Below are 23282 nucleotides of genomic sequence, written 5' to 3' on the forward strand. Positions count from 1 at the left end.
TCATGAGCAAGAAGGAGTTAATCAAACAGACAATTAAACAATTAGAGAAATTGCCTCCTGAAAAAATAGAAGAAGTTTATGATTACGCCGAATTCATTTCTAAAAGATTTGAAGAATCGTCACTTATAAAAGGGCTGACTGCCATAAATACAACATCTAAATCCTTTGCCTTTTTAAATGAAGAAGAAGATTTATATTCAATTGAAGATTTGAAAGAAAAATTTTAATGAAAAAAGGAGATATAATTTTACTACCATTTCCATTTACTGACCTCTCAGGAAATAAAACCAGACCTGCATTGGTATTGATTTCTAACTCATTGGATGTCACCGTAGCCTTTATTACTACTCAAATAGATTGGCAAGAATCAAATGATTTAATGTTATCCGCAAATTCAACTAATGGATTGAAAAGAAATTCATTGGTTCGATTATCTAAATTAGCAACGATTGATTCAGGGTTAGTTTTGGGAAAATTAGGAGAAGTATCAAAAAATGAACTTCATGAAATTGATAAAAATTTAATCATAATTTTACAAATAAATATTTAGATTTTATGTCTTGACAAAATCAAGACATTTTTATTATGTCAGTAAATAATCTTATCAAATTAGGAACAAGAGGTTCAAAATTAGCCCTTTGGCAAGCAGAATATATCAGAGAAACCTTAGAAAAAGGCGGTCTGCAAGTAGAAATCGTAATTATTAACACCAAAGGCGACCAAATTCTCGACCGTTCGTTGTCGAAGATTGGTTCAAAGGGCGTTTTTACGGAGGAATTAGAAGAACAATTACGTTCGGGACAAATTGATATTGCCCAACATTCTGCCAAAGATTTACAATCAGAATTATCGGATGATTTAGAATTAATTGCTTTTACTGAACGTGAAAAAGTGAACGATGTCTTGGTAAGTTACAATAAAAGTCTGAGATTAGATAGTGAAAAACCTTTTGTTGTCGGTACTTCTTCGACCCGCAGAATAGCGATGCTAAAACATTTTTACCCTCATATTCAGACCGTTGATATGCGTGGAAATCTTCAAACTCGCATGGCAAAACTCGAAAGTGGCGTGTGCGATGCCATCATCCTTGCGTATGCGGGGGTGCATCGGATGGGTTATGAAGAACACATTGCCGAGATGATTTCTACAGAAAAATTTACGCCCGCCGTTGGACAAGGTTCAGTAGCTTTGGAATGTGCAGTTAGTTTAGATTCAGCGAAAAAAGCTAAAATTAGAGAACTCTGTAATCATGCTGAAACCGAACAGCAATTATTGGCAGAACGTGCCTTTTTGAGACGTTTGCAGGGTGGTTGTAGTATTCCTGTTTTTGGACTTTCTCAAAAATCAGGATCAATTACGGGTGGAATAATTAGTTTGGATGGTACCGAAATTTTGAAGGAAACTATCAAGGGTAATAATCCTTTAGAAATGGGCAAAGCATTGGCCGAGAAGATTTTGAGCTTGGGAGGCGATAAAATTTTGAAAGAAATTAAAGCTAATTTATAAGCATGAACAAAGAAGAAATTTTCAAAAAACTCCGTATTAGTGGCAACAAAAAAATGCTGATTGTCAATGCCCCAAATGAATATCTTGAAATATTCTCAGGGATTGAGTTGGATACCGAATCAAACGGAGAAGGGATTTATGATTTTGTGCAAGTATTTGGTTATCAACAAGATGAATTAGAAAAACTGGTTCAATTAGTTGGAAAATCGGGCAAATATGATTGCTCATTTTGGGCTTGTTATCCGAAAGGAACGGGTAAAATAAAGAGTAATATCAAACGTAAAACCGTTTGGACTACATTTGAATTAGTTGGTTTGCAAGCAGTATCTCAAATAGCAATTAATGAAACTTGGAGTGCATTAAGAGGGCGACCTGATGAAAAATTTGGGAAATAATTATTTTGCAATAGAATAATCACTAAATTTATCAAAAAAATTATACAAACCACATTATGGCACTAAACATCCCCCAACAATCTAATATGCCAAGTTCGGCAGATGCAAACGCAGGTTTTTCTTCAGTTCTTGATAAAATTAAAGGACTTTTTGCCAGTCCATTAACGGCCACAATCGTAGTGTTGGCTTTTGTAGTGGGCTACTTTTTTGAATGGTGGACGGTGGCCATAGCGGCATTTATTGGCGGAGCAATTTTTGGAAAAACCAGTGGCGAAACTTTTGCCAAAGGAATGGCTGCTGTTGCAACACTTTGGCTATTAATGGTTTGGTATCATCACTTTTCAACCCAAGGAATTTTGTCAAATAAAATCGCTCAAATTCTTCCCGTTGGTGGAAATGTAGGCGTATTGATTGCAGTGACCGTTTTTATCGGTGGGCTCGTTGGTGGTTGGGGAGCAATGAGTGGATTTTTAGTCCGTAATTTATTTCGAAAATAGAGATTAGAGGTTAGAAAAAAATGTTTAATTACGAATCTTACTCAATTATCTTTACCCTTGATTTTGTTATAGAAATCAAGGGTATTTTTTTAACGCAACAACCTTATGGATTTTGAATTAAATAAGTCATCCAGTTTTAATCGGTAATTGTCTAAAATCATCAAATTATAAACTCACAACTTATAATTCATAACTTCTTATCATGCCATTTGAAATTGAAAGAAAATATTTAGTAAAACATGACCTTTGGGAGGCGCTTGCGAAACCTCGAGGTGAATATTACCGACAAGGTTATATCGTTAATGAAATAGCCAAAACGGTGCGTGTGCGAGCAACTGAAAGTCATGGATTTATTACGATTAAAGGTAAAACCGATAATCCTGCCATTAAGCCAGAATTTGAATATAAAATTCCAATAGCTGAAGCGATAGAATTATTGAATAGTTTTACGGAAAATAATATTGAAAAAACACGCTACAAAATTGATTATCAAGGGAAAACGTGGGAAATTGATATCTTTTATGGTGATAATGAAGGTTTAATTGTAGCAGAAATTGAGTTGAATTCGATAGAAGAATCTTTCCAAATTCCTGCGTGGATTGACTATGAAGTTACCCATGAAAGCAAGTATTTTAATGCTAATTTATCGAAAAATCCTTTTAAATATTGGTAAAAAACAGTACAGATTTCAGTCTGTTAATCATCCAAACAGGTTAAAACCTGTGTTATGAATTCAATATGACAAATTTAGATAACATAGATTTACAGATTTTAAAGTTTCTTCAAGACGATGCTTTGATGACTAATAAAGATATTGCTTCACGCTTGAACATGACGACTACGCCCATACATGAGCGAATTAAGCGACTTGAACGGGATGGCGTTATCGAAAAATATACGGCAATTCTCAATAAATCAAAATTAGGAAAAAGCTTAGTTGTTTTGGTAGATGTAACGTTGAAAGAACACGCTGCAGTATTTCTGGAACAATTCGAGAAGGATGTTTTATTGTTGCCCGAAGTGGTGGAATGTTACTGTATTTCGGGAGGTTCTGATTTTTTATTGAAAGTTCTAATGAAAGATATGGATGAATACCGTCATTTTATTCTCCATAAATTAGCCACACTTCCCAACATCGGCAATGCCCAAAGTCGTTTTGTGGTGAATGAGATTAAGAGTCAAACGCCCGTGCCAATTTCTCTGTAAGCAGAAATGGAGAAAAGGAAAAAAGGAAAAAAGAAGAATGGAGAAAGAGGTGTAAATCTTTCCTTTCTCCATTCCTCCTTTTTCCTTTTCTTCTCCCTATTTCACCATCGGTGGGTCGGCTTTTTTTCCTCCGAAAATCGAAATATTTACGTACCGTCTTGGAGCTAAACGAAAGTCAATCAACAACTTATCTAAATCTGCTAATGAGCGGTTAATATTTGAATAAAGCGAATCATCTTTCAATAATTTACCCATCGAACCTTGCCCCGCTTCAATTCCCAACATAATTCTGTGTAACCCTTCCAACGAACGTTGGGTAGTTGCCACGGCCTGACTGATTTTCAAAGCGTTCAAAGAATCTGCAATCGAGGTAAATTTACCAATTAGTGGCTTCAAACTTCTTTCGGTTTCGATTAAATTGCCTGAAAGCGCTTTCATATTGGCAGTAATTCCCGCAAGGCTTGCTCTATTTTCAGTAATAGTAGTTCCCAAAGTACCCCCCAAAGTTGAAATGGTCTTGTCAGTATTGCTTACCAAACCATTGACTGATTTACCCGTTGCTTCAAAACTCTTGGTAACAACTCTTAGTGAAAGAGTCAAAGAATCTAAATTATGCAACAATGGTAAAGCTTGTTCTTTAATCAAATCAGAGATTCCTGTTTCTCTCCCTGCTAAAATTAACCCTTCGTTCTCAATCACTTTATTTGCTTTTCCCATTTGTAATCGGATAAGTTTTCCTCCTAATAATCCATCAGCTGATAAAATGGCTTTGGTATCAATTGGTAAAGGCAAATCTTTGCGAATCACAAGCGTAACTTTTACTTTATTACCAGCAATGAGTTCGACTGCTTTCACTTGCCCAACTTTCATACCACTTACTGATACTTGGTTAGCAGAAGTCAGACCTTCTACATTGTCATAAATCACGACATATTTATTTTGAGAAGAGAAGAAATCCTTTCCTTTCAGAAAGTTAAATCCTAAGTACAAAATTACAAATGATACAAGGGCAAGAATACCCACTTTAGTTTCTTTAGAGATGGACATATTATTTAATTAACAATTGACAATTAATAACTAACAAATAAGAACCATCTTATCAATTGTCAATTATCAATTATTAACTGATGTTAGTTTTCAATTTCTTCTTTATACAATTTAAAAGCCTTAAAAATGGCTTGGGCAACTTCCTCTTTTCCTTCTTCCGAGGCTAAATATTTTTCTTCGGCTCCATTAGTTAAAAAACCAGTTTCAATCAAAACACTGGGCATAGCAGTTTCCCAAAGGACTAAAAAACCCGCCTGTTTTACGCCGTAGCTCGTTCTATTCGTTTGTTTTTTGAATTGTCTTTCTACTTTCTGAGCAAATTTTATGCTGTTCATCATAAAAGCATTCTGATAATTTGCCATCATAATGTGTGCTAAAGGTGAATTTGGATTAAACCCGTTATAGGTTTTCTGATAATCCTTCTCTTGTAAAATTACGGAGTTCTCTCGTTTAGCGACATTTAGATTCTCATTCGTTTTATGTAACCCCATCGTATAGGTTTCCGTTCCAGCAAATTTGGAAGACGGGTGAGAATTACAATGAATCGACATAAATAAATCCGCTTTATTTCGATTGGCAAGGGCAGAACGTTCGTTGAGCGTTGGATAAACGTCCTTTTTACGAGTATAAATCACTTTGACATCGGGAAATTCATCGCTAATTTTTTGACCTAATGCCAACACAATTTTCAAGGCAATTTTTGACTCGTTATTATTTGCCCCGTGACAACCAGGGTCTTTACCCCCGTGTCCAGCATCTAAAACAACCGTTTTGAGCCGTGTTTTAACGGAAGTCAATGGACTATCATCAATCGAACTGTTGCTCGAATCTTGAAAGGATTTGAAACCTCCGAATCCACAAAAAATAGTAGCTAATATGAGCGCTTTAACAAACTTTAACATTATTTTCAATCGGGTACGTTATCTTAAATAAGGAATGGGTTAATTTTGTAGTGAAAACATCACAAAGATAAAATTTTAAGACTTCTGAAAAAAGCACTTCACATATTCAGTATCGTAATAAGCTTGTTTTTAGGGCTTTTTGTAATAAATAATATTCAAGCACAGCGTATTATTGGCGGCGAAGTTATTAACAATCCTAAAAACCTAAGAACCAATATTACTAAAAATGATACCATCAGAGCCGATCGCCTTATAAAAGCTACGCCTGACTCTTTAAAAAAGAATAACGATTTACAAACCACTGTAGTCTATTCTGCTACTGATTCTACCATTATGGATACCCAGAATCAAGTGGTTTATTTATATGGTGATGCAAAAGTAACCTACGGGGACGTTGTCCTGCAAGCTGACTTCATCCAATTAAATTGGGATAAAAATGAAGTTTTTGCTAAAGGTACGAAAGATACTGCTACGAATAAGACCATTGGCAAACCTGTTTTCAAACAAGGCGGCGAACCCTACGATGCCGATGAGATTAAATATAATTTCAAATCCCGAAAGGCCATTATTAAAGGCTTAATCACCAAGCAAGGCGATGCGTATGTACAAGGCACGAGCGTAAAAAAGGACAATGAAGACAATCTCTACATCCGAAATGCCATTTATACGACCTGTAATTTAGAACATCCGCATTACAATATCCGAGCTTCGAGGATTAAAATGGTGGGAAAAAAGGAAATTGTTTCGGGCCCTTTCAGGTTTGAACTCAATGAAATTCCTTTGCCCATTGGTTTACCCTTTGGTTTCTTTCCCTACAAACCTCCGCAAGAAAACGGAACGTCGGGAATTGTGATGCCAACGTATGGCGATGAACCGCTTGGACGTGGTTTTTACTTACGTGATGGCGGATATTATTTTGCCATTAGTGAAAACATTGGCTTGAAATTGACGGGTGAAATCTACTCGAAAGGCAGTTTTGGATTAACCGCCAATTCACAATATATCAAGCGTTATCGTTACGGAGGAGCTTTCAATTTGACTTTCAGAAATAGTAATGATGGAAAAGAATTTAACCGCCAAACTCGTAACGATTTTGGAATTCAGTGGTCGCATTCACCCCAAAGTCGAGGAAATTCGAGTTTTTCAGCATCGGTAAACGTTCAAAGTAATTCAAATGCTCAGTTCAATAGCGTTACTTCGAACAGCTATATTTCAACTGCTTTAAATTCGTCTGTTCAATATTCAAGAAATTTTGGACAAACCATTCGTACCAGTTTGAGTTTGCAGGCTGACCAAAATACGATTACGAAGGCAGTAAATGTCAATAATAATTTTTCTTTCGGCTTAAATCAATTCCAACCTTTTAAGAAGAAAAATGCCGTTTCAGAGCGTTTTTGGGATGGTTTTCGTTTGGGGTTAGATTTCAGCGGTTCATTCGGAATTACCAATCAAGTGGCTTTAAACAACCGGGCTTATAACAGTTTGCCCTACAACGTGAACCGTCAAAAAGATACACTTGATACAAATCCCAATAGACCACTAATTGTTGACCCACGGGTAGTTGCTAACCAAACGGCAAATTTAGCCCGTGATGGGGTAATTGGATTTAATCTTGAAAATTTGCCTGAAATATTGAAAAATGCCAATTTCAGAATGAATTATTCAATTCCATTATCATTACCAAACCTCAAATTAGGTAAGTATATAAATTTAACGCCTGGCATGAGTCTTTCTGGAAATGTGTACCGACGCAAGTTTAAATACGCATTTATTCAGTCGGGTGATGCTCGTTTTAAACCTTATGCCAGTGATACATTGGCGAGGAACGGTGTGGTAAATATTGATTCATCGGGACAAGGATTTTTTCCAGATTATCAATACAATTTTTCTGCCAGTATGAACACCCGCTTATACGGTACTATCAACATCAATAAAGGTCGTTTGCGTGGAATTAGGCACATTATGAGTCCTTCGTTAAGTTTAAATTATACCCCAGATTTCACCGACCCAACTTATGGATTTTACCAAGAAGTACAAGTAAGCACCAAAGGCACGGATATCAGAACGATTAATGGGAAACAAGTCGTAGGAACATTCAGAAGAATCTCAACTTTCGACCCACGATTAACCAATTACGGCAGTCAATCGGGAGGTGTAAATTTTAGTATTTCCAATACTTTAGAGGCAAAAATAAAATCAAAGTCGGATACCGCCGCCAAGGAATATGAGAAGGTTACGTTGTTAGATAATTTCTCATTATCAACAAATTACAACTTTTTTGCCCAACAGTTTAAGTTATCACCCATCTCTTTTTCAGCTACATCGAGGGTTAAAAAATTTGATATAAATTTGAATGGTTCGCTCGATCCGTATAAATATATTCAAGATGGGTCGTCGTTGGTAGGAAGTAGAATTGATGAATTAAAGGCTCCAAGTTTATCAAATCTTGGTTTTTCAATTGGTAAAAGTTTCCAACCGAAACAAGCCAAGCAGCCAAAACAATTACCTCAGAATTCAACGTTGCCGAATAATGATTTTCAACAGGAGCAAGTTAAGCAAGTCAATAAAAATATTAACGAATACGTAGATTGGTCGGTGCCGTGGCAGTTTCAGTTTAGTTACCAGTATAATTTGAGTAAATTAGGTTTTGCCCCTGCCGTAATTGTGAGTGCTGTAACTTTCAATGGAACCCTAAAATTGACCGATAAATGGGATATGAAATTGCAATCGGGTTATGATTTTAACAATAAAGGCATTTCATTAACCAATATTAGTGTTCACCGTGATTTGCATTGTTGGGAAGCAGCCTTCAACTGGACACCCATTGCGAGTGCCTATTACGGCAGGCAAAGTAGTTATTCTTTTGATTTAAGAGTAAAATCGGCACTCTTGCAGGAGTTGAAATTATCCCGTAGAAGAAGTTCGTATGATAGGGCTGGTTTTTAGGGAGGAGGAGAAATGGAGAGGGGGAGTAAAGGAGAAAAGTAAATTACTTTTCTCCTTTACTCCCCCTCTCCATTTCTCCTTTACTTAATCGGAACCACCACTTCCGTAGTATCCCAATGTAAAATCATATCTCCGCCTTCTGGTTGTTCTGCAAAACTAATCTTGAATTGTTCAGCCGAACTATCCGTTTGCGATGCAGGCACTGGCACGGTCATCACATTCTTTTTCTCATCATACGAAAGCCCCCATTGTCCAACTTCTTGGTTGAAAATAATAGTCCAACTATCTTTATTAGGAATGGTAAAAAGCGTATAAGTTCCTGATTTTAAAGGATTTCCAGCAATTATTACATCTTTTGAAAATTTAATAACGGTAGCTTCATTTGCTCCAGTACGCCACCATTTTCCGAAGGGAACAAGTGCCTTATCTTTCTCTTCTCCAAAAATTAAACGATCTTTTTTAGAGGGCTGACAATAATCAACGGTTACAACCAAACCATTCTTTTCAAATTTTTCAGATGCCGATGGACTAAAAGATTTTGTATAATAGAACCTAAAAAAAACGAAAGCGGAGGCTAAAACTGCCAAAATAACGAGTAATATCCGTAATATTTTCATGATTAAAATTTCTTTTCGCCCACAGAAAGAATTTGGTTTGGTTAGTTATGGATGAGTAGTAGGCAGTAAAAAATATAAGTATTTAAAATATAAATCATTTTTTTGCCAACTGCCCACTGTTTACTACTGTACTTTTGGGTCTGTCGTAAAAATACGCAAGTTTGATTTATGTTCAAAATTATTTATTTATGGCTAAATCAGACGCAGAAATGTCAGTTGAATTTGGGTCGGTAATCGGTTGAGTAATTTTATTCCAATCAGTCCAACCATATTTTTTTGCACATATCCAGATAAAAAATACGAAAAGAAGTACCTCAATTCCAAAACCCAACCAAGCATTATACTCCTTAATTCTGAAAGCCGTTGGCAATTCTAAGGCAGAATTTGGGAAAGTCACCAATACGGCATTGTAAATATTATTTATCGTATGAACGCCCATTGCCAGTTCCAAACCATCATCCATTAGAGAAATTACGCCAAAAAATAAACCCATGATTATATAAGTGATAATGAATGCTTGACCATATTTTTCCATTTCAGGATTAGCCAAGTGCATCAATCCAAAACCCACCGAGGTCATTATTAAGGCAATCCACGCTTTTTTTGTTCCCCAACCAATGCCTTGCATCAAATATCCACGAAAAAAAAGTTCCTCTCCTGCCGCTTGCAAGGGAATTACTAAAATGGAAATCAGCAGTAAAGCCCCCAATTGCGTTGTTTCAAATTGAAATATGTAATTATTTGGATAAAGGGCATACATAATTAATTCTCCCCCAATCATTAAGCCTAACCAAAGAAGATTTCCGAAAAAATAACGCTCCCATCTTATACGTGGGTAGGCAGTGATGAGCGATTGCCACGAGCGTTTGTGAAGTATCCAAGCGGCGGTGATTACGCCCAACGTTAACCCAATACTTGGAATCATTTCTATTCCCAAAAAAAGGGCATCGCTCAATCCTAAATCTGTGGCAGTCAAATTTTTAGAGGTATCTTTCACGCCATTAATTCCTGCAATGATAAAGAGAGGAATGCTAAAAATAGAAGCAAAAATAAGGATGATTGCTACGGCAAATAGGTACCAATACCACTGATTTTTATTACGAGCTGCCGCAAAAAATTGCTTGAACATTGTGGGTAGTTAAATGGAAACGAAAAATAAATCGTTACAAAAAAAATTACGGGTTGTACAGATTTAAAGGATTTTTTTGTCTGTGAAAATCCGTTAAATCTGTGCAACCCGTGGTCCCATATTTATTATACATAATTTCTAATTCAGCCGTGGATCAATTGGATAATTAGACATGACTTTAAAATCACCACCCATATCTTTTAATAAACTTCTCCAGAAACTTTTGGTGGGTGTGTCGAAGATGATATCAGCCGTTGTTTGAGAAATTATCCACGAATCTTTTTTGAGTTCTCCAACTAATTGGTCAATTTCCCAACCTGAATAACCAATAAAACATCGAATATCATTGGGCGACAGTACGCCATTATTAAGCAATTCCTTGACTTGGCTAAAATTACCTCCCCACGTTACACCATTCATTATTTCAACGCCACCATCAATTAAATCGGGACGACGATGCAAATAATGGAGTGTGTTGTGCTGAACGGGACCACCCACAAATAATGGAACATCAGGGTAAATATTTTCTTCTAATACATCGGCAAGTAACAGATTAGAAGTTTGATTTAGAATTAAGCCAAATGTGCCTTGCGTGGTTTCGTGTTCACAAATTAACACGACGCTTCTCTCGAAATTTGGATCACCCAAAAATGGTTCAGAGATTAAAACGGAGCCTTGTTGTACGTTGCGCATGGTAATATTATTTCGGATGTTGATGTTTACTATTTTCCTTAAAGATATTTTATTTTTGATAAATTTGCAAAAAAATAACATATTAGTAATCCATAATAACGTGGAAAACCGCAAAATAAATTCCTGTGTTAAAATCAATCCAAACTAAAAAACAGTCCGAAGAAGCATTAGAAAAAATTTTCATTCTGACAGATTCTTCGCCTGTTTTGCATGACTCAGCAGAAAGTAATTTTAACCATTTAACCAAACTTATGGAAAAATATAAACGTGAACATTTTCCAATTACTATCTTAAAAACAGTCTATCTGCTTTTAGGTTCAAATTTAGGAAATAGAAAAGAAGTTTTAGATGAAGCCCTCGAATTATTAAACAGAAAAGTAGGCGTAATAATTTTACAGTCAAAAGACTATGAAACAAAACCTTGGGGCGTGACAGACCAACCAGATTTTTTAAATTTAGCCATTGCCATACATACGAACTTAAGTCCTTTGGAGATTTTAGAACAAACACAATCGATTGAAAATCAGTTAGGTAGAATCAGGAAAGAAAAATGGGGAGCCAGATTAATTGATATTGACATCATGTTTTATGAAAATGAAATTATTGATGAACCCGACCTGAAAATCCCGCATCCACTCATGCAAGAACGAGATTTTGCTTTGACTCCTTTGGCTGAAATTGCTCCCGATTTGGTGCATCCTGTGTTAGGAAAAACGGTTTTGGAATTATTTTTGGGGATTAGGTAATTGGGTAATTAGGGATTTGGAAATGGTTAAAATATATTTTCTTCTGAGAACTCAACAGATTTGAACTTGACTGCTGACCCAATCCCTAATTACCTAAGTTTCCCACTGAATAAGGCAACCACAGCACAAAAACCGTCTGATTACCAGTGGATTGTACCGTAATATTGCCTCCGTGAAGTTTCACAATTCTGTTTACCAAGGATAATCCTACCCCGTAGCCTTTAATACTTGCCGTATTCTGACTACGATAAAAAGGCTCAAAAATTAAGTCCATTTCGGGTTGTTCCATCACGCCACTATTCGTAAACATCACTTCAATATGGTCTTTTTCAAAGTGTAAACTCACTTTTACCGAATAATTTTCTGAGAATTTACAGCCATTTTCCATCAAATTCACAAAGGCGGTTTTCAATAATTGGGCGTTTCCTTTCACCACCAATTGCGTATCTTCTTCCAAACCGTCAGCAAAATCTACTTGTACTTGATATTTTTGTTCGGCTTGTAATAAAAGGTCGCCTGCTTCCCAAATAGTTTCATCCAAACGCACTTCGTCGTACATCAATTTATGGTTCAAATCGCTCACTTTTGCCAATTCCAACAATGTATTTGAAAGTTGTCCCATTTCACGGATATCTTGCCTAACTGACTGTAATGTAGCAAGATATTGTTGAGGGCTACGTTCTTTGAGCAAGGCAACATCAATCTGTGAGCCGATTTTCATCAAAGGGTTTTTCATCTCGTGGGAGACATTTGAAACGAAGAGATTTTGCAGTCTAAATACCTCGGCAATTCGTTCTAAAAGTTCGTTAAAAGTGGCCGTAAGCCGCCCAATTTCATCTTTGGGATTTTGAATGGTCAGTCGCTGATTTACATTTTGCGGATAAATGGATTGTACCTGAAAAATAACTTCTGAAATAGGTGCCAACGCTCTTGCCGCAAAATATCTCCCTGCCAAAGAAACCAAAACTAAGACCGCCAAAAATAAGGAAATCATGATATTTTTGAGGTTTTCAAGGTCTTTTTGTCCAGATTTATCTACGGCACCTGCCACCGTTATTACCCGATTAAATCTATCTGTATAAAGCATTCCAACAATTTTAAAATCGCCCTGTCTGAAACGGGCATAATGTTGTTTTTGGACTTGATTTAACATTTCGGGCGATACATTAAAACGGATGGTATCGTTACCAGAGAATACTTTTATATTTTTATAATCATAAATAATCAAGTTTTCCCGGTATAAAACATCATTATTCGCCTTCTGAATTTTCCTTAATAATTTGGTATTTACTTCTTTAATAGTAACCAATAATTCAGCCGAGGTTGATGCTTTTTGGGTAAGTCTTTTGTAAAATTCTTCTTCAATGTAATTATTCCGAAGCCAATAAATTACCACGAAGATTGCTAACACAATCACTGAAACCAATAAGGTAAATTGTAAAGTAAGTTTGGCTCTGATTTGCATAAATTTATTTTGATAATTTGAAAATGTGCTAATTAGAGAGTGACTAATTCCATTGAGAAATCATTGTTTTTCATCTTCAAATTTTCTTTTCAAATTGCTTTATTCCTCAACCTTCAACACATAGCCAACGCCATATTGCGTGTGAATGAGTTTGGTATCATAATTTTTATCTACTTTTTTCCGTAACATTGTCATAAAAACTTCGATGACGTTTGTTCCCATATCAAAACGACTATCCCATACTTTTTGAGCAATATCGGCCTTTGAAATCACCTTTCCGTGATTTCTCAAAAGGTATTCCAACAAAGCAAACTCACGGGCGGTTAGATCAATTTTATCACCTCCTCTTGTTACGGAATGAGCGTCAAAATTCATTTCTAAATCACTGTATGTCAATGTATTACCAGTAACTGGCAAGGGAGTTTGTGTACTTCGCTTTGCCAATACTTTTATTCGAGCCAAAAGTTCCAAAAAGTCGAAAGGTTTGACCAAATAATCATCGGCTCCTGCATCAAAACCCATCAGCTTTTCTTCAATACTTCCCAAAGCTGTGAGCATCAAAATGGGTGTAGTAATGCCTTCTTGACGCAGTTCTTTACTCATCTGCAAGCCATTAATACCTGGCATAATAATGTCAGAAACGATGATTTGGTAATGGTTTTTTTTGGCAAGATGTTTCCCAATCATTCCGTCGTAGGCAATGTCCACGTCAAAACCATTTTCTTCTAATCCTTGTCGGAGCGATTGAAGTGTTTTGGGTTCGTCTTCTATAAGTAGTATTTTCATTTCGTTGTTCGATTTTTGATTGTCGTTTTTCGTTGTTCGGTTTTCAATGCAGGTAAAAACTAATGTCGATGAACGATAATCGAACAACGAAAATAAAACATCGAATATTCCCAAAGATAAAACAAAAAACTCCGCAAGAGATATTTTTATCTTACGGAGTTTTAAAGGCAATTTTAGAAATCTTATTTTACAAATTCTCAGAAACCTTTGTTTTGTCCATCGTTGCCATTGTGCCAAAAACATGATCCCACAAGGGAGATGACACCCCAAAAACGGCATTGCCATCTTTATAATGATGTACAGCGTGGTTTATCCACAATTGCTTCATGAAATTTTTTGGAGGAGCATAAGCATGTACCGAATAATGAACCAATAAGTATGCGGCATAACCCCAAATAAATCCTGGAAAAAATGCGTAAGCAGATTCACCCATTAAAAGGAAAAATACCGTAAAAAGGGTTATAGCAGCCACTGCAGCAATAACTGGTGGCATGGCCAAACGAGTTTTATCTTTCGGATATTCGTGGTGAACACCATGAGTTATATACTGAAATTTAGCACGAGCATCCGTAGTAGGTTCGATGTGATAGACACTACGATGCACCCAATATTCTACAAAAGTAAAAACGATTGCGCCCGTTAAAAACAAGGTTCCAATTACCCAATTTTCTAAATTTGTATGCGTAAAGGCATAATAACCTAAAATTGCACCCGCCACAAAAAATATCGATACTGGTGTAGCGATGTGTGTGTGTGAAAGTTTCTCTAAAATAGGGTTTTTAAATAATTGTTTTGTTCCACTATTCTTAGGTCTTACTTTATTGTTTGTTGCTTCCATAAAATTATTCTACTGGTAGGATTAGCCTATATATTTAGAAATTAAAATTAATAAAAAATTGTACTAATTTAATAAAAAATGCCAATTACCTCCGTTTTTATTGAACTATAATCACAAAGATACATAATTTTTTAATTTGTGGTTTGAGTGGAATAGAAAAATATTTCATTCAACTCTTCGGTGACTTAGCCCGAATAATCAATCTCAACGATTGGTCGTAAGTAACATAATTCCAAAGCCAGTTAATAAAAATCAACATTTTATTCTTCACCCCAACGATTGCCATTAAATGGACAAACATCCAAGTGAGCCACGCAAAGAATCCTTGAAATTTCCAGAAAGGTAAATCCACAACTGCCAGATTTCGTCCAACGGTTGCCATTGAGCCTAAATCTCTGTAAATAAACGCTTTTAATTCATTACCTCTTGTGAGATTTATCAAATTTTTGGCTAATAATTTTCCTTGTTGGATAGCGGGCTGAGCCACTTGCGGATGTCCATTTGGGTATTTTTCTTCCGTCATAAGAGCAACATCGCCAAGGGCAAAAATGTTATTGTAACCCTCTACTTGACTAAAACTATTAACTTTCATACGCCCACCCCGCACGATGATGGATGGATTTATTCCTTCAATTGAGTTGGCTTTTACCCCAGCAGCCCAAACCAAATTATTCGTTCTGATTTTTGAACCATCATTAAAATAAGCATACTCACCATCAAAATCACTTACCCGACAGTCTAACATCACGTTTACCCCTAATTGTTCAAGATATTCTTTTGATTTTACTTGTGCATTTTTCGACATCGGTCCCAGCAGCTCCGCTCCTGATTCTACAATATAAATTTGCATTAAATCAAAATTTAATTCGGGATAATCTTTGGGTAATACGTGCTTTTTCATTTCTGCCAAAGTACCCGAAACCTCTACACCCGTAGGCCCTCCGCCAACCACAACAACCGTCAACAATCCTGCTTTATCTTCTTCATTATCAGACACTAAGGCTTTCTCAAAACTCTCTAATAATCTGTTCCGAAGTCCCAAAGCCTCGCCAACTGACTTCATCGGCAGGGCTTTTTCTGCAATATTTTGATTACCAAAAAAATTGGTATCCGCACCAATTGCCATGATCAAATAATCGTACTGGAGTTCTCCTAAATTGGTTTCAATTGTATTATTTTCAGAAATAATTTTCGTTACAGAAGCCACTCGAACGTGAACATTCGGGTGATTATGAAATGCCAAACGAAGGGGAAATGAAATAGCAGAAGGTTCAATACCAGCGGTAGCCACTTGATAAAACAGGGGTTGAAATTGATGATAATTGTTTTTATCAATCAAAACAACTTGAAAATCATCATTGCCTGCCAAGCTTTGGGCAACTTGCAAACCACCGAAACCGGCTCCGATGATGATGATTCTTTTTTGGTTAGTTTGTGGAATATTTAGGGGCATAATTTCGGTTTTGTTGAAACACGGATGAAAGAGAGTTGACACGGATTGAAACAATTTTGTTAAAAATCCGTGTTAAATCCGTTTCATCCGTATTCCATATTTTGATATTTATGGCTGTTGGGCTAATCTATTTCTCCTTCTCCGCACAAATTTGCGTTGGGAACTTCCAGCTTTTGGCGGTTACTTTTTCGTAATAACGTTCATACAAAGGTAAGATTTTCTCAATATCAAATTGTTTGGCTTGTTCGAGGGCATTGTGCTTAAATTGGGCTAATTTTTCATCATTTTCTAAGAGCGAAATAGCATTTTTTGCCATGTCGTCCACATCGCCAATTTTTGAAACATAACCCGTTACCCCGTGGATATTTACCTCCGTAATTCCTCCCGCATCCGACGAAATCACGGGTACTTCACAAGCCATTGCTTCCAAGGCAGCGAGTCCAAAACTTTCTTTTTCAGAAGTTAATAAAAATAAATCTGCCAATGACAAAACCTCTTCAATAACGTCCAATTTTCCTAAAAATCTAACATCATTTTGTACGCCCAATTCACGACAAAGCATCTCGATACCAGTTCGTTCGGGCCCGTCGCCCACCAAAAGTAATTTGCAGGGAATTTGTTTATTTACTCGATAAAAAACTTGTACAATATCTTCAATACGCTTAACTTTTCTAAAATTGGAAGTGTGCATTAATAATTTTTCTCCGTTGGGACAAATGGCAATTTTGAAATGGTCTTTCCTTAATTTTTTGAAACGTTCTAAGTCAATAAAGTTAGGAATTACTTCAATATGATTCACAATTTCAAACTCTGAATAAGTATCATTTTTCAAACTTTCAGAAACGGCTGTTACACCATCAGATTCGTTGATTGAAAACGTTACAACGGGTTCAAAAGACGGGTCTTTTCCTACGAGCGTAATGTCCGTTCCGTGCAAAGTTGTAATGAATGGAACATGAATCCCTTTGGATTTTAAAATTTGCTTCGCCAAATAGGCAGCCGAGGCGTGCGGAATGGCATAATGTACGTGCAGTAAATCAAGCTTTTCGTTGATGACAACATCCACAATTTTACTCGCCAAAGCTGACTCGTAGGGCAAATATTGGAACAGTGGATAAGACGAAATACTGACTTCGTGATAGTTGATATTTTCGTTAAAAAAATCCAACCTCGAAGGCTGCGAGTACGTGATAAAATGTACTTGATGACCCACTTTTGCGAGGGCCTTACCTAATTCGGTAGCTACTACGCCACTACCACCGTAGGTTGGATAACATACAATTCCGATTTTCATTAATTAGCAATGAGGGAATGACTGATTGAATAAAAGAATATTATCTGAACCATGATTCATAAAATTAAGAGATTTGAAGATTATTTTTATTTAATCATGTTTAATCCTAAAATCAAACGGTGCGACGGTTCGCAGTCATGGTTTAGACAATATCAAACTATTGATAGAACAAAGAAAAATTAAAAATGTCTCACAGAATAAGATTATTTCTTTTTTGGGGGGATAAAAAGAGATAAATTTGATGTTAGGGGTTAAGCAATAGGTATTAGCGTTCGTCCACAAAATCCTATTGCCAAACGCTAAACCCTAAAAAATATGAAACCAAACCGCAAAGTTACATATCTCCAAGTATTTCAAGGATTCAGTCGATTAATTCGTTGGCAGAATTTAGCCATTATTGTGTTCACGCAATACTTCACAAGATTTTTTCTGATTGGCGGTAAAAACTTGTCTTTCAATTATTTACTTGAAATTATTACCGAAAAAAAGCTATTTTATATCTCCCTTGCTACCGTGCTGATTGCAGCTTCTGGCTATATTATCAACGATTATTACGACATAAAAATTGACCTGGTCAATAAACCCGAAAGAGTAGTAATTGGGCGTTATATCAAAAGAAGATGGGCTTTAGTTATTCATCAAATTTTTAACGGATTAGGCATTTTAATTGGCTTATTAGTAAGTCGAAAAGTGGCTCTGGTGAATCTATCGGCCGTTTTTTGTTTGTGGTTATATTCTAATCAATTAAAAAGATTAGCATTTTGGGGAAATTTAATGGTGGCTATTTTGACAGGATTTTCACTGTTAGTTCTGGCCGTTTATTACCCAGGACATCAACGAGAAGTCTGGATTTATGCGATATTTTCGTTTTTTATTACCCTCATTCGTGAAATAATTAAGGATATGGAAGACGTGAAAGGCGATGAAAAACACGGTTGCCGAACCTTGCCTATCATCTGGGGAATTGCCCGCACAAAGTTGTTAGTTTACGTATTGATTGCCTCTTTCATTCTCACCCTTTTCATCTTAGCCACGCAATTACCCAACGACCGAGTAGCCTATATTTTCCTATTAATGATGTTGCCCGTAGGCTTTTTGACCTACAAATTAGTTTACGCCGACAAACCCAAAGACTTTGATTTTTTGAGCGACGCTTGTAAGGGAATTATGTTGTTGGGGGTTTTGACAATGATATTTGTATAATTAATAATGAAAAATGAAAAACATTGCCATTTTTGCCTCAGGCTCTGGCTCCAATGCCGAGCGAATTGTTGAATATTTTGCTGATTCTGAACAAATTAACGTAAAATTATTCCTCTGTAATAATCCCGAAGCGGGCGTTATCCAACGTGCCGAAAGATTACAAATTCCTTTAATTATGTTCGACCGTCCAGCGTTCAAGTCGGGCGAAGTGGTAAAAATCTTACAAGAAAATCAGATTGATTGGGTGATTTTGGCGGGTTTCTTGTGGCTCGTTCCCAAGAATGTAGTCGAGGCTTTTCCGAATAGAATTATTAATATTCACCCAGCACTTCTCCCAAAATTTGGCGGAAAGGGAATGTACGGACATTTTGTGCATGAAGCGGTCGTAGAAAATAAAGAAACGGAATCAGGCATTACTATCCATTTTGTAAATGAACATTATGACGAAGGAGGCGTAATTTTTCAGGCTTCATTTCCTGTATTAGCGACAGATTCACCCGAAGATGTGGCTCGCAAAGGGCAGGTTTTGGAGCATAAACACTTTCCAGAAGTGATTGAGCGGGCTATTCTTGCAACCATATAGATAGGATAGGTTACATAGAAAAAAGAATGCAACCATATAGATAGGATAGGTTATATAGAAAAAAGAATGCAATCACATAGATAAGATAGCTTATATAGAAAAAAGAATGCAACCACATAGATAAGATAGCTTACATAGAAAAAAGAATTGCCAAATCTTTCAGATTTGGCAATTCTAATACAATTACTTCTTATCCGAATCCACTACTAAACGCTTCTCACGATTAGCAATTTCCCAAGTCAAATTAAAGACTAATCTTGCTCGTTTTTCCATTTTATCAAACTCAATTTTCTCCACATCGTCCGTTGGTTGATGATAATCATCGTGAACACCATTAAAGAAAAATGCTACTGGAATTTTGTTTTTGGCAAAATTATAATGGTCTGAACGATAGTAAAAACGGTTTGGATCGTTGGGGTCGTTGAATCTAAAATCTAAATCAATCGGTGACTTTTTATTTTGCTCCAACAAAGCCGAATGTAGTTCCGAAGAAAGTTTGTCCGAACCAATTACATAAATATAATCGCCCTTGCCTTCGTGGTCTTTATCTGTCCGTCCAACCATATCAATATTGATGTCGCAAACCGTATTTGCCAAAGGAAAAACGGGATGTTTTACGTAATATTCCGAGCCCAAAAGTCCTTTTTCTTCGCCCGTTACCGTCATGAATAAAATGCTTCTACGGGGTTTTTGTCCACTTTTTGCCGCTTCTCCGATTGCTTGTGCAACTTCCAAAACCGACACCGTTCCCGAACCATCGTCGTCCGCTCCGTTATAGATTTTTCCATCCTGCACGCCCACATGATCGTAGTGTGAAGTCACCACAACTACCTCATCTTTTTTATCCGTTCCTTCCAAGTATCCCAAGACATTATAGGTTTCGATGCCTTCCACTGTTCGCTCAATTTTTAAGCTAATTGGTTGATTTTTAATAGAATTATCGACGGTTTTTTTCGCTGAAGCAATTTTTTCTTTTACCGCATCAAACTCAGCAGAAGTAGTTTTCAAAATTTCAACCGCCATACTTGGAGAAATGGTTAAAACCGCAAAGTCAGAGCCTTGTGGGTCGGAAGTTTCACGAAATCCTAAGCGTGCATTCCCGAAACGCTTCATCATGGTCTGACGCTGTTTTACGCTCTTATCAAAATCTTCGATTGATTGTTTAGAGATTAATAAAAGTCCTTTTGCACCCTTACTTTTAGCAAGATTCATCTTTTCTTTCCAAGCATCACCTTTACTCCATTTTGACATTTCCGTAGTACCTGTTACCAAAAATTCGCCATTTGCTGATTTCGGTTCACCTTCAAAAGCAATCACAATTTTATTCTTAACATCTACATTAGCATAATCCGCAAAGTCCTTATCCTCAATACCATAGCCTACAAAAACCATTTCTAAAGATTCTTCTTTAGGCATTGGGGCGATAGAATTTGAGATAAAATCTGTAAGATATTGATATTTTTTGTTGTTAGCTTTCAGATAAAAATCGCCCCAACCACGTTTCACCAAATCTACTAATTGAAGGTGCGATTTATCTTCACCAACTACGCCTTTTAAACCGTAACTTTCAAATTTATCAGCGATATATTTTGCGGCTAATCTTTGTTCGGGCGAACCTGTATCACGTCCCCGCATACTGTCGGAAGCAATGTAAGTAAGATGTTTTTTGAGGTCTTCGGCGGTGATGGTTTTTACCAATGAATCAGGGGTTAATTGTGCAACAGTTCGGCATGAGACAAACGGGAGAACACAAATTAATGGCAGAAGAATGCTTTTTGTTATTTTTTTCATAAAAAGTGGGCAAGTACATAGAAATTCTTTGGATTTTCAATTCGTTGCGTTGATGGATGATATTACGAAATTAAGAAAAAAACAGTGATTTTTTTAGAAAATAATGAAGGATTAATCTTTCCATTTTACCTAATAACTTATTGCTCAAGAACAAAATACTAAAACTGGCATAGTTCTTAAATTATTCATCTTACGGATCCGTAATCCGACTAATTCTCATAAGTAAGTATAAAAAAATTAAGCGTAAACTTCTGTTAATCAGAATTTTACGCTTAATTAGTTAAAAATGATTAGAAATTCACTTCTTGACGAACTCGCTGTCTTCGGGGTTCGCCCTCGTTCATTTTTGACATCCAAACTGGCCCATCTTTAATGACTCTGATGGCTTCTTCATCACAGCCATATCCCAAAGATTTTAAGATTTTAAAGTCCGACAATTCACCTTCTTTATTGACGTTAAACTCAACCGTAACATTTCCAACAATTTGATTATCAATGGCTTGTTTTGGTTTTTTAAGATTTTTTTGCAAATATTCTGTATAATCATCGGGACTAATCGTTGGCTGGGCAGAATGTTCGGACGGATTATATTTCCAGATTTTATTGCGTTTCAAATCTATAAAAATCAATTCCGCTTTTGGACGGATAAACAGCTCATCAGAAGCATTTTTATTGATATTAATTTCCGTGTTTTCAAAGTTGGGCGCTACTAAATTTAGCTTATTTCCCAGCACAGCATTATCCAATTTGAATTGCCCATTTTCATCGGTTTTCCCCACACTTTTTTCATTGGAAAACAACGAAACATTTGGCACGGGTTGTTTGCTATCTTCATCCAAAACTATTCCGCTAATAATATTCGTATTTTCCTGACTGTCAATGGATTTCCTTTTAGAATAAAGTCTATCTTCCCTTTTCATCACCCCGGACGGAGCGGCCATTTTGGGTGCTTGTTGAACAGGTGCAGGAACGGATTCATACGCAACCGATGATTCAGGAATAGCAACAATTGCTGCCTCTTTTTTACGCTCCATCGCTACTACATCAGCCGAAGAAATAGCAGAATCTAATACCACTTTTGTCTTGGATTTTTGAGCAGCAATTTTTTCTCCACCCGAAGCAATTTTATCCATTTCAACGTTAGTATTTTCCTGCCCAATAACTGGATTTTCAACAGGAGGAACTGGTTTTGCGACAACCATTTTTTCCGCTTGCGCTGAAGATATTGAGACCAATTTTTCTACCGATTTATCTTCATTTTTAGTCATCAATAAATAGCTCCCAACCCCTAAAAATAACAGCACCGAAGCCGCCCGAATATATACTGGAACCCGCCTCCATAAAGGATAAATTTCGGTTTCTTTTTTATTAATTCTTTTACTTAAACTATCTGATAATGAACTATTTACACCTTCTAAATCCGCTTTTTTATCCTTTAACAATTCATATCCTTCTACCATATCCGACAACAAAGCATCGTTCAACATTGCCTTCTCAAACGCATGCGTTTGGGCGTGCGAAAGCGTGCCTGCGAGATAGGCTTTTATGGTTTCTGGAGATATGTTATTTTTCGTATTCAATATGTTTATTTTTCCATGCAATTTTTCAAATTTCGCTTGCCATTTTGCAAATAGCTTTTCACTTTATTAATCTCAAAACCAGTTAATTGCGCAACTTCTTGGTAGGTTTTTTCTTGCATGAAAAACAATTCTACCGATTGCTTTTGTTCCAAATTCAAGGTCTTTAAACAATCGTCTAATTTTGTTAGATTTTGTTCTAAGTCCAAACTATCTATAAGATGTTCAGAAGTGGAAATTTCCATAAAATTGTTGGAATAATTTTCATCTTCGTCATTTTCTTGGGCGTTAAAATTTGAAATTTCAACCGTTTTTTTGCGTAATTCCATCAAACAATAATTACGAGTTACCATGCCCAACCAAGCCCTAAAATTTTCTACTTCATACTGTCGTAATTTCGGAATTAATTCTTCAAAAAGCTGCATAACGGTATCTTTTGCCTCTTCTTCATCCTTAAAATACTTCATCGAAATCGCAAAAACCATTTCCATCTGCGGTTCATACAATTTTCCCAAAATAGCCAAATCTCCCGTCTGACGATACTCACGAAGGAGGTCAGTTTCAGATTCGGGTTTATGTTTTTTCTTGAAAAAGAGCATTTATAACCT

General features: G+C 36.3%; 24 protein-coding genes. 11 read left to right on the top strand and 13 right to left on the bottom strand.

Features of this window, described 5'->3' with window-relative positions:
• Positions 1–2 precede the first annotated feature (2 nt).
• From AC1W31_RS08150 to AC1W31_RS08180, 7 genes are all read left to right on the top strand, one after another.
• Positions 3–227 carry a hypothetical protein gene (locus tag AC1W31_RS08150; RefSeq protein WP_481733931.1) on the top strand — a complete coding sequence of 75 codons (225 nt, stop codon included), beginning with the start codon at positions 3–5 and terminating at the stop codon, positions 225–227.
• A complete protein-coding gene (locus tag AC1W31_RS08155; RefSeq protein WP_481733932.1) occupies positions 227–550 on the top strand; it encodes a type II toxin-antitoxin system PemK/MazF family toxin in 324 nt (107 codons plus the stop codon). Before AC1W31_RS08150 ends, AC1W31_RS08155 begins: the two co-directional genes overlap by 1 nt.
• Positions 551–585: 35 nt before the next feature.
• On the top strand, positions 586–1506 hold the full coding sequence (hemC, locus tag AC1W31_RS08160) for a hydroxymethylbilane synthase (protein ID WP_481733933.1): 921 nt from the start codon (positions 586–588) through the stop codon (positions 1504–1506).
• A gap of 2 nt (positions 1507–1508) precedes the next feature.
• Positions 1509–1901, top strand: coding sequence for a hypothetical protein (locus tag AC1W31_RS08165; protein WP_481733934.1), 393 nt, complete (start codon positions 1509–1511; stop codon positions 1899–1901).
• 56 nt (positions 1902–1957) lie between these two features.
• Entirely contained in the window at positions 1958–2398 is a 441-nt protein-coding gene (locus AC1W31_RS08170) for a hypothetical protein (protein WP_481733935.1), read from the top strand.
• A 202-nt stretch (positions 2399–2600) separates the two neighbouring features.
• The gene (locus AC1W31_RS08175) at positions 2601–3071 is read left to right on the top strand and encodes a CYTH domain-containing protein (RefSeq protein WP_481733936.1); all 471 of its coding nucleotides are present in this window, start codon (positions 2601–2603) and stop codon (positions 3069–3071) included.
• 65 nt (positions 3072–3136) lie between these two features.
• Positions 3137–3604 (top strand): Lrp/AsnC family transcriptional regulator, encoded by a 468-nt coding sequence (locus tag AC1W31_RS08180; protein ID WP_481733937.1) that lies wholly within the window; start codon positions 3137–3139, stop codon positions 3602–3604.
• A 96-nt stretch (positions 3605–3700) separates the two neighbouring features.
• On the opposite strand, the gene AC1W31_RS08185 is transcribed toward AC1W31_RS08180, so the two are convergent.
• On the bottom strand, positions 3701–4651 hold the full coding sequence (locus tag AC1W31_RS08185) for an MlaD family protein (RefSeq protein WP_481733938.1): 951 nt from the start codon (positions 4649–4651) through the stop codon (positions 3701–3703).
• Positions 4652–4734: 83 nt separating this feature from the next.
• On the bottom strand, positions 4735–5553 hold the full coding sequence (locus AC1W31_RS08190) for an N-acetylmuramoyl-L-alanine amidase family protein (RefSeq protein WP_481733939.1): 819 nt from the start codon (positions 5551–5553) through the stop codon (positions 4735–4737).
• 123 nt (positions 5554–5676) lie between these two features.
• Between AC1W31_RS08190 and AC1W31_RS08195 the strand changes: the two genes are divergently transcribed.
• The gene (locus AC1W31_RS08195; protein ID WP_481733940.1) at positions 5677–8499 is read left to right on the top strand and encodes a putative LPS assembly protein LptD; all 2823 of its coding nucleotides are present in this window, start codon (positions 5677–5679) and stop codon (positions 8497–8499) included.
• An 80-nt stretch (positions 8500–8579) separates the two neighbouring features.
• Here AC1W31_RS08195 and AC1W31_RS08200 read toward each other — a convergent pair whose 3' ends face one another.
• From AC1W31_RS08200 to AC1W31_RS08210, 3 genes are all read right to left on the bottom strand, one after another.
• Positions 8580–9116: a DUF2911 domain-containing protein gene (locus AC1W31_RS08200; RefSeq protein WP_481733941.1), complete on the bottom strand. Its 537-nt coding sequence runs from the start codon at positions 9114–9116 to the stop codon at positions 8580–8582.
• A gap of 178 nt (positions 9117–9294) precedes the next feature.
• Positions 9295–10245 carry a CPBP family intramembrane glutamic endopeptidase gene (locus tag AC1W31_RS08205; protein ID WP_481733942.1) on the bottom strand — a complete coding sequence of 317 codons (951 nt, stop codon included), beginning with the start codon at positions 10243–10245 and terminating at the stop codon, positions 9295–9297.
• 138 nt (positions 10246–10383) lie between these two features.
• The gene (locus AC1W31_RS08210) at positions 10384–10938 is read right to left on the bottom strand and encodes a YqgE/AlgH family protein (protein WP_481733943.1); all 555 of its coding nucleotides are present in this window, start codon (positions 10936–10938) and stop codon (positions 10384–10386) included.
• 125 nt (positions 10939–11063) lie between these two features.
• Between AC1W31_RS08210 and folK the strand changes: the two genes are divergently transcribed.
• Positions 11064–11684, top strand: a complete 621-nt coding sequence (gene folK / locus AC1W31_RS08215; RefSeq protein WP_481733944.1) for a 2-amino-4-hydroxy-6-hydroxymethyldihydropteridine diphosphokinase — start codon at positions 11064–11066, stop codon at positions 11682–11684.
• An 85-nt stretch (positions 11685–11769) separates the two neighbouring features.
• Here the strand turns inward: folK and AC1W31_RS08220 are convergent, their stop codons facing one another.
• The 5 genes from AC1W31_RS08220 to bshA form a co-directional block, all read right to left on the bottom strand.
• The gene (locus tag AC1W31_RS08220) at positions 11770–13149 is read right to left on the bottom strand and encodes a HAMP domain-containing sensor histidine kinase (protein ID WP_481733945.1); all 1380 of its coding nucleotides are present in this window, start codon (positions 13147–13149) and stop codon (positions 11770–11772) included.
• A gap of 99 nt (positions 13150–13248) precedes the next feature.
• Positions 13249–13935 (bottom strand): response regulator, encoded by a 687-nt coding sequence (locus tag AC1W31_RS08225; protein WP_481733946.1) that lies wholly within the window; start codon positions 13933–13935, stop codon positions 13249–13251.
• A 187-nt stretch (positions 13936–14122) separates the two neighbouring features.
• Positions 14123–14773 carry a sterol desaturase family protein gene (locus AC1W31_RS08230; RefSeq protein ID WP_481733947.1) on the bottom strand — a complete coding sequence of 217 codons (651 nt, stop codon included), beginning with the start codon at positions 14771–14773 and terminating at the stop codon, positions 14123–14125.
• A 169-nt stretch (positions 14774–14942) separates the two neighbouring features.
• A complete protein-coding gene (locus tag AC1W31_RS08235; RefSeq protein ID WP_481733973.1) occupies positions 14943–16226 on the bottom strand; it encodes an NAD(P)/FAD-dependent oxidoreductase in 1284 nt (427 codons plus the stop codon).
• Positions 16227–16353: 127 nt separating this feature from the next.
• Positions 16354–17520: an N-acetyl-alpha-D-glucosaminyl L-malate synthase BshA gene (bshA, locus tag AC1W31_RS08240; RefSeq protein ID WP_481733948.1), complete on the bottom strand. Its 1167-nt coding sequence runs from the start codon at positions 17518–17520 to the stop codon at positions 16354–16356.
• 315 nt (positions 17521–17835) lie between these two features.
• Here bshA and AC1W31_RS08245 point away from each other — a divergent pair, with 315 nt between their 5' ends.
• Together AC1W31_RS08245 and purN are read left to right on the top strand one after the other, a co-directional pair.
• A complete protein-coding gene (locus tag AC1W31_RS08245; protein WP_481733949.1) occupies positions 17836–18723 on the top strand; it encodes a geranylgeranylglycerol-phosphate geranylgeranyltransferase in 888 nt (295 codons plus the stop codon).
• A gap of 13 nt (positions 18724–18736) precedes the next feature.
• The gene (gene purN / locus AC1W31_RS08250; protein WP_481733950.1) at positions 18737–19306 is read left to right on the top strand and encodes a phosphoribosylglycinamide formyltransferase; all 570 of its coding nucleotides are present in this window, start codon (positions 18737–18739) and stop codon (positions 19304–19306) included.
• Between the two features lie 183 nt (positions 19307–19489).
• Here purN and AC1W31_RS08255 read toward each other — a convergent pair whose 3' ends face one another.
• From AC1W31_RS08255 to AC1W31_RS08265, 3 genes are all read right to left on the bottom strand, one after another.
• Complete coding sequence (locus AC1W31_RS08255; protein ID WP_481733951.1) at positions 19490–21097, bottom strand: M28 family peptidase; 1608 nt, start codon at positions 21095–21097, stop codon at positions 19490–19492.
• 290 nt (positions 21098–21387) lie between these two features.
• Positions 21388–22677, bottom strand: coding sequence for a TonB family protein (locus AC1W31_RS08260; RefSeq protein ID WP_481733952.1), 1290 nt, complete (start codon positions 22675–22677; stop codon positions 21388–21390).
• A 5-nt stretch (positions 22678–22682) separates the two neighbouring features.
• Positions 22683–23273 (bottom strand): RNA polymerase sigma factor, encoded by a 591-nt coding sequence (locus tag AC1W31_RS08265; protein ID WP_481733953.1) that lies wholly within the window; start codon positions 23271–23273, stop codon positions 22683–22685.
• Between the last annotated feature and the right edge of the window lie 9 nt (positions 23274–23282).

The organism is Arcicella sp., assembly GCF_964672035.1.

Coding starts and splice junctions, on each gene's coding strand:
- AC1W31_RS08150 (WP_481733931.1), top strand. CDS start 3: ATGAGCAAGAAGGAGTTAATCAAACAGACAATTAAACAATTAGAGAAA.
- AC1W31_RS08185 (WP_481733938.1), bottom strand. CDS start 4,651: ATGTCCATCTCTAAAGAAACTAAAGTGGGTATTCTTGCCCTTGTATCA.
- AC1W31_RS08225 (WP_481733946.1), bottom strand. CDS start 13,935: ATGAAAATACTACTTATAGAAGACGAACCCAAAACACTTCAATCGCTC.
- AC1W31_RS08230 (WP_481733947.1), bottom strand. CDS start 14,773: ATGGAAGCAACAAACAATAAAGTAAGACCTAAGAATAGTGGAACAAAA.
- AC1W31_RS08190 (WP_481733939.1), bottom strand. CDS start 5,553: ATGTTAAAGTTTGTTAAAGCGCTCATATTAGCTACTATTTTTTGTGGA.
- AC1W31_RS08180 (WP_481733937.1), top strand. CDS start 3,137: ATGACAAATTTAGATAACATAGATTTACAGATTTTAAAGTTTCTTCAA.
- AC1W31_RS08210 (WP_481733943.1), bottom strand. CDS start 10,938: ATGCGCAACGTACAACAAGGCTCCGTTTTAATCTCTGAACCATTTTTG.
- AC1W31_RS08200 (WP_481733941.1), bottom strand. CDS start 9,116: ATGAAAATATTACGGATATTACTCGTTATTTTGGCAGTTTTAGCCTCC.
- AC1W31_RS08235 (WP_481733973.1), bottom strand. CDS start 16,226: ATGCCCCTAAATATTCCACAAACTAACCAAAAAAGAATCATCATCATC.
- AC1W31_RS08175 (WP_481733936.1), top strand. CDS start 2,601: ATGCCATTTGAAATTGAAAGAAAATATTTAGTAAAACATGACCTTTGG.
- purN (WP_481733950.1), top strand. CDS start 18,737: ATGAAAAACATTGCCATTTTTGCCTCAGGCTCTGGCTCCAATGCCGAG.
- AC1W31_RS08155 (WP_481733932.1), top strand. CDS start 227: ATGAAAAAAGGAGATATAATTTTACTACCATTTCCATTTACTGACCTC.
- AC1W31_RS08220 (WP_481733945.1), bottom strand. CDS start 13,149: ATGCAAATCAGAGCCAAACTTACTTTACAATTTACCTTATTGGTTTCA.
- hemC (WP_481733933.1), top strand. CDS start 586: ATGTCAGTAAATAATCTTATCAAATTAGGAACAAGAGGTTCAAAATTA.
- AC1W31_RS08245 (WP_481733949.1), top strand. CDS start 17,836: ATGAAACCAAACCGCAAAGTTACATATCTCCAAGTATTTCAAGGATTC.
- bshA (WP_481733948.1), bottom strand. CDS start 17,520: ATGAAAATCGGAATTGTATGTTATCCAACCTACGGTGGTAGTGGCGTA.
- AC1W31_RS08165 (WP_481733934.1), top strand. CDS start 1,509: ATGAACAAAGAAGAAATTTTCAAAAAACTCCGTATTAGTGGCAACAAA.
- AC1W31_RS08255 (WP_481733951.1), bottom strand. CDS start 21,097: ATGAAAAAAATAACAAAAAGCATTCTTCTGCCATTAATTTGTGTTCTC.
- AC1W31_RS08205 (WP_481733942.1), bottom strand. CDS start 10,245: ATGTTCAAGCAATTTTTTGCGGCAGCTCGTAATAAAAATCAGTGGTAT.
- AC1W31_RS08265 (WP_481733953.1), bottom strand. CDS start 23,273: ATGCTCTTTTTCAAGAAAAAACATAAACCCGAATCTGAAACTGACCTC.
- AC1W31_RS08170 (WP_481733935.1), top strand. CDS start 1,958: ATGGCACTAAACATCCCCCAACAATCTAATATGCCAAGTTCGGCAGAT.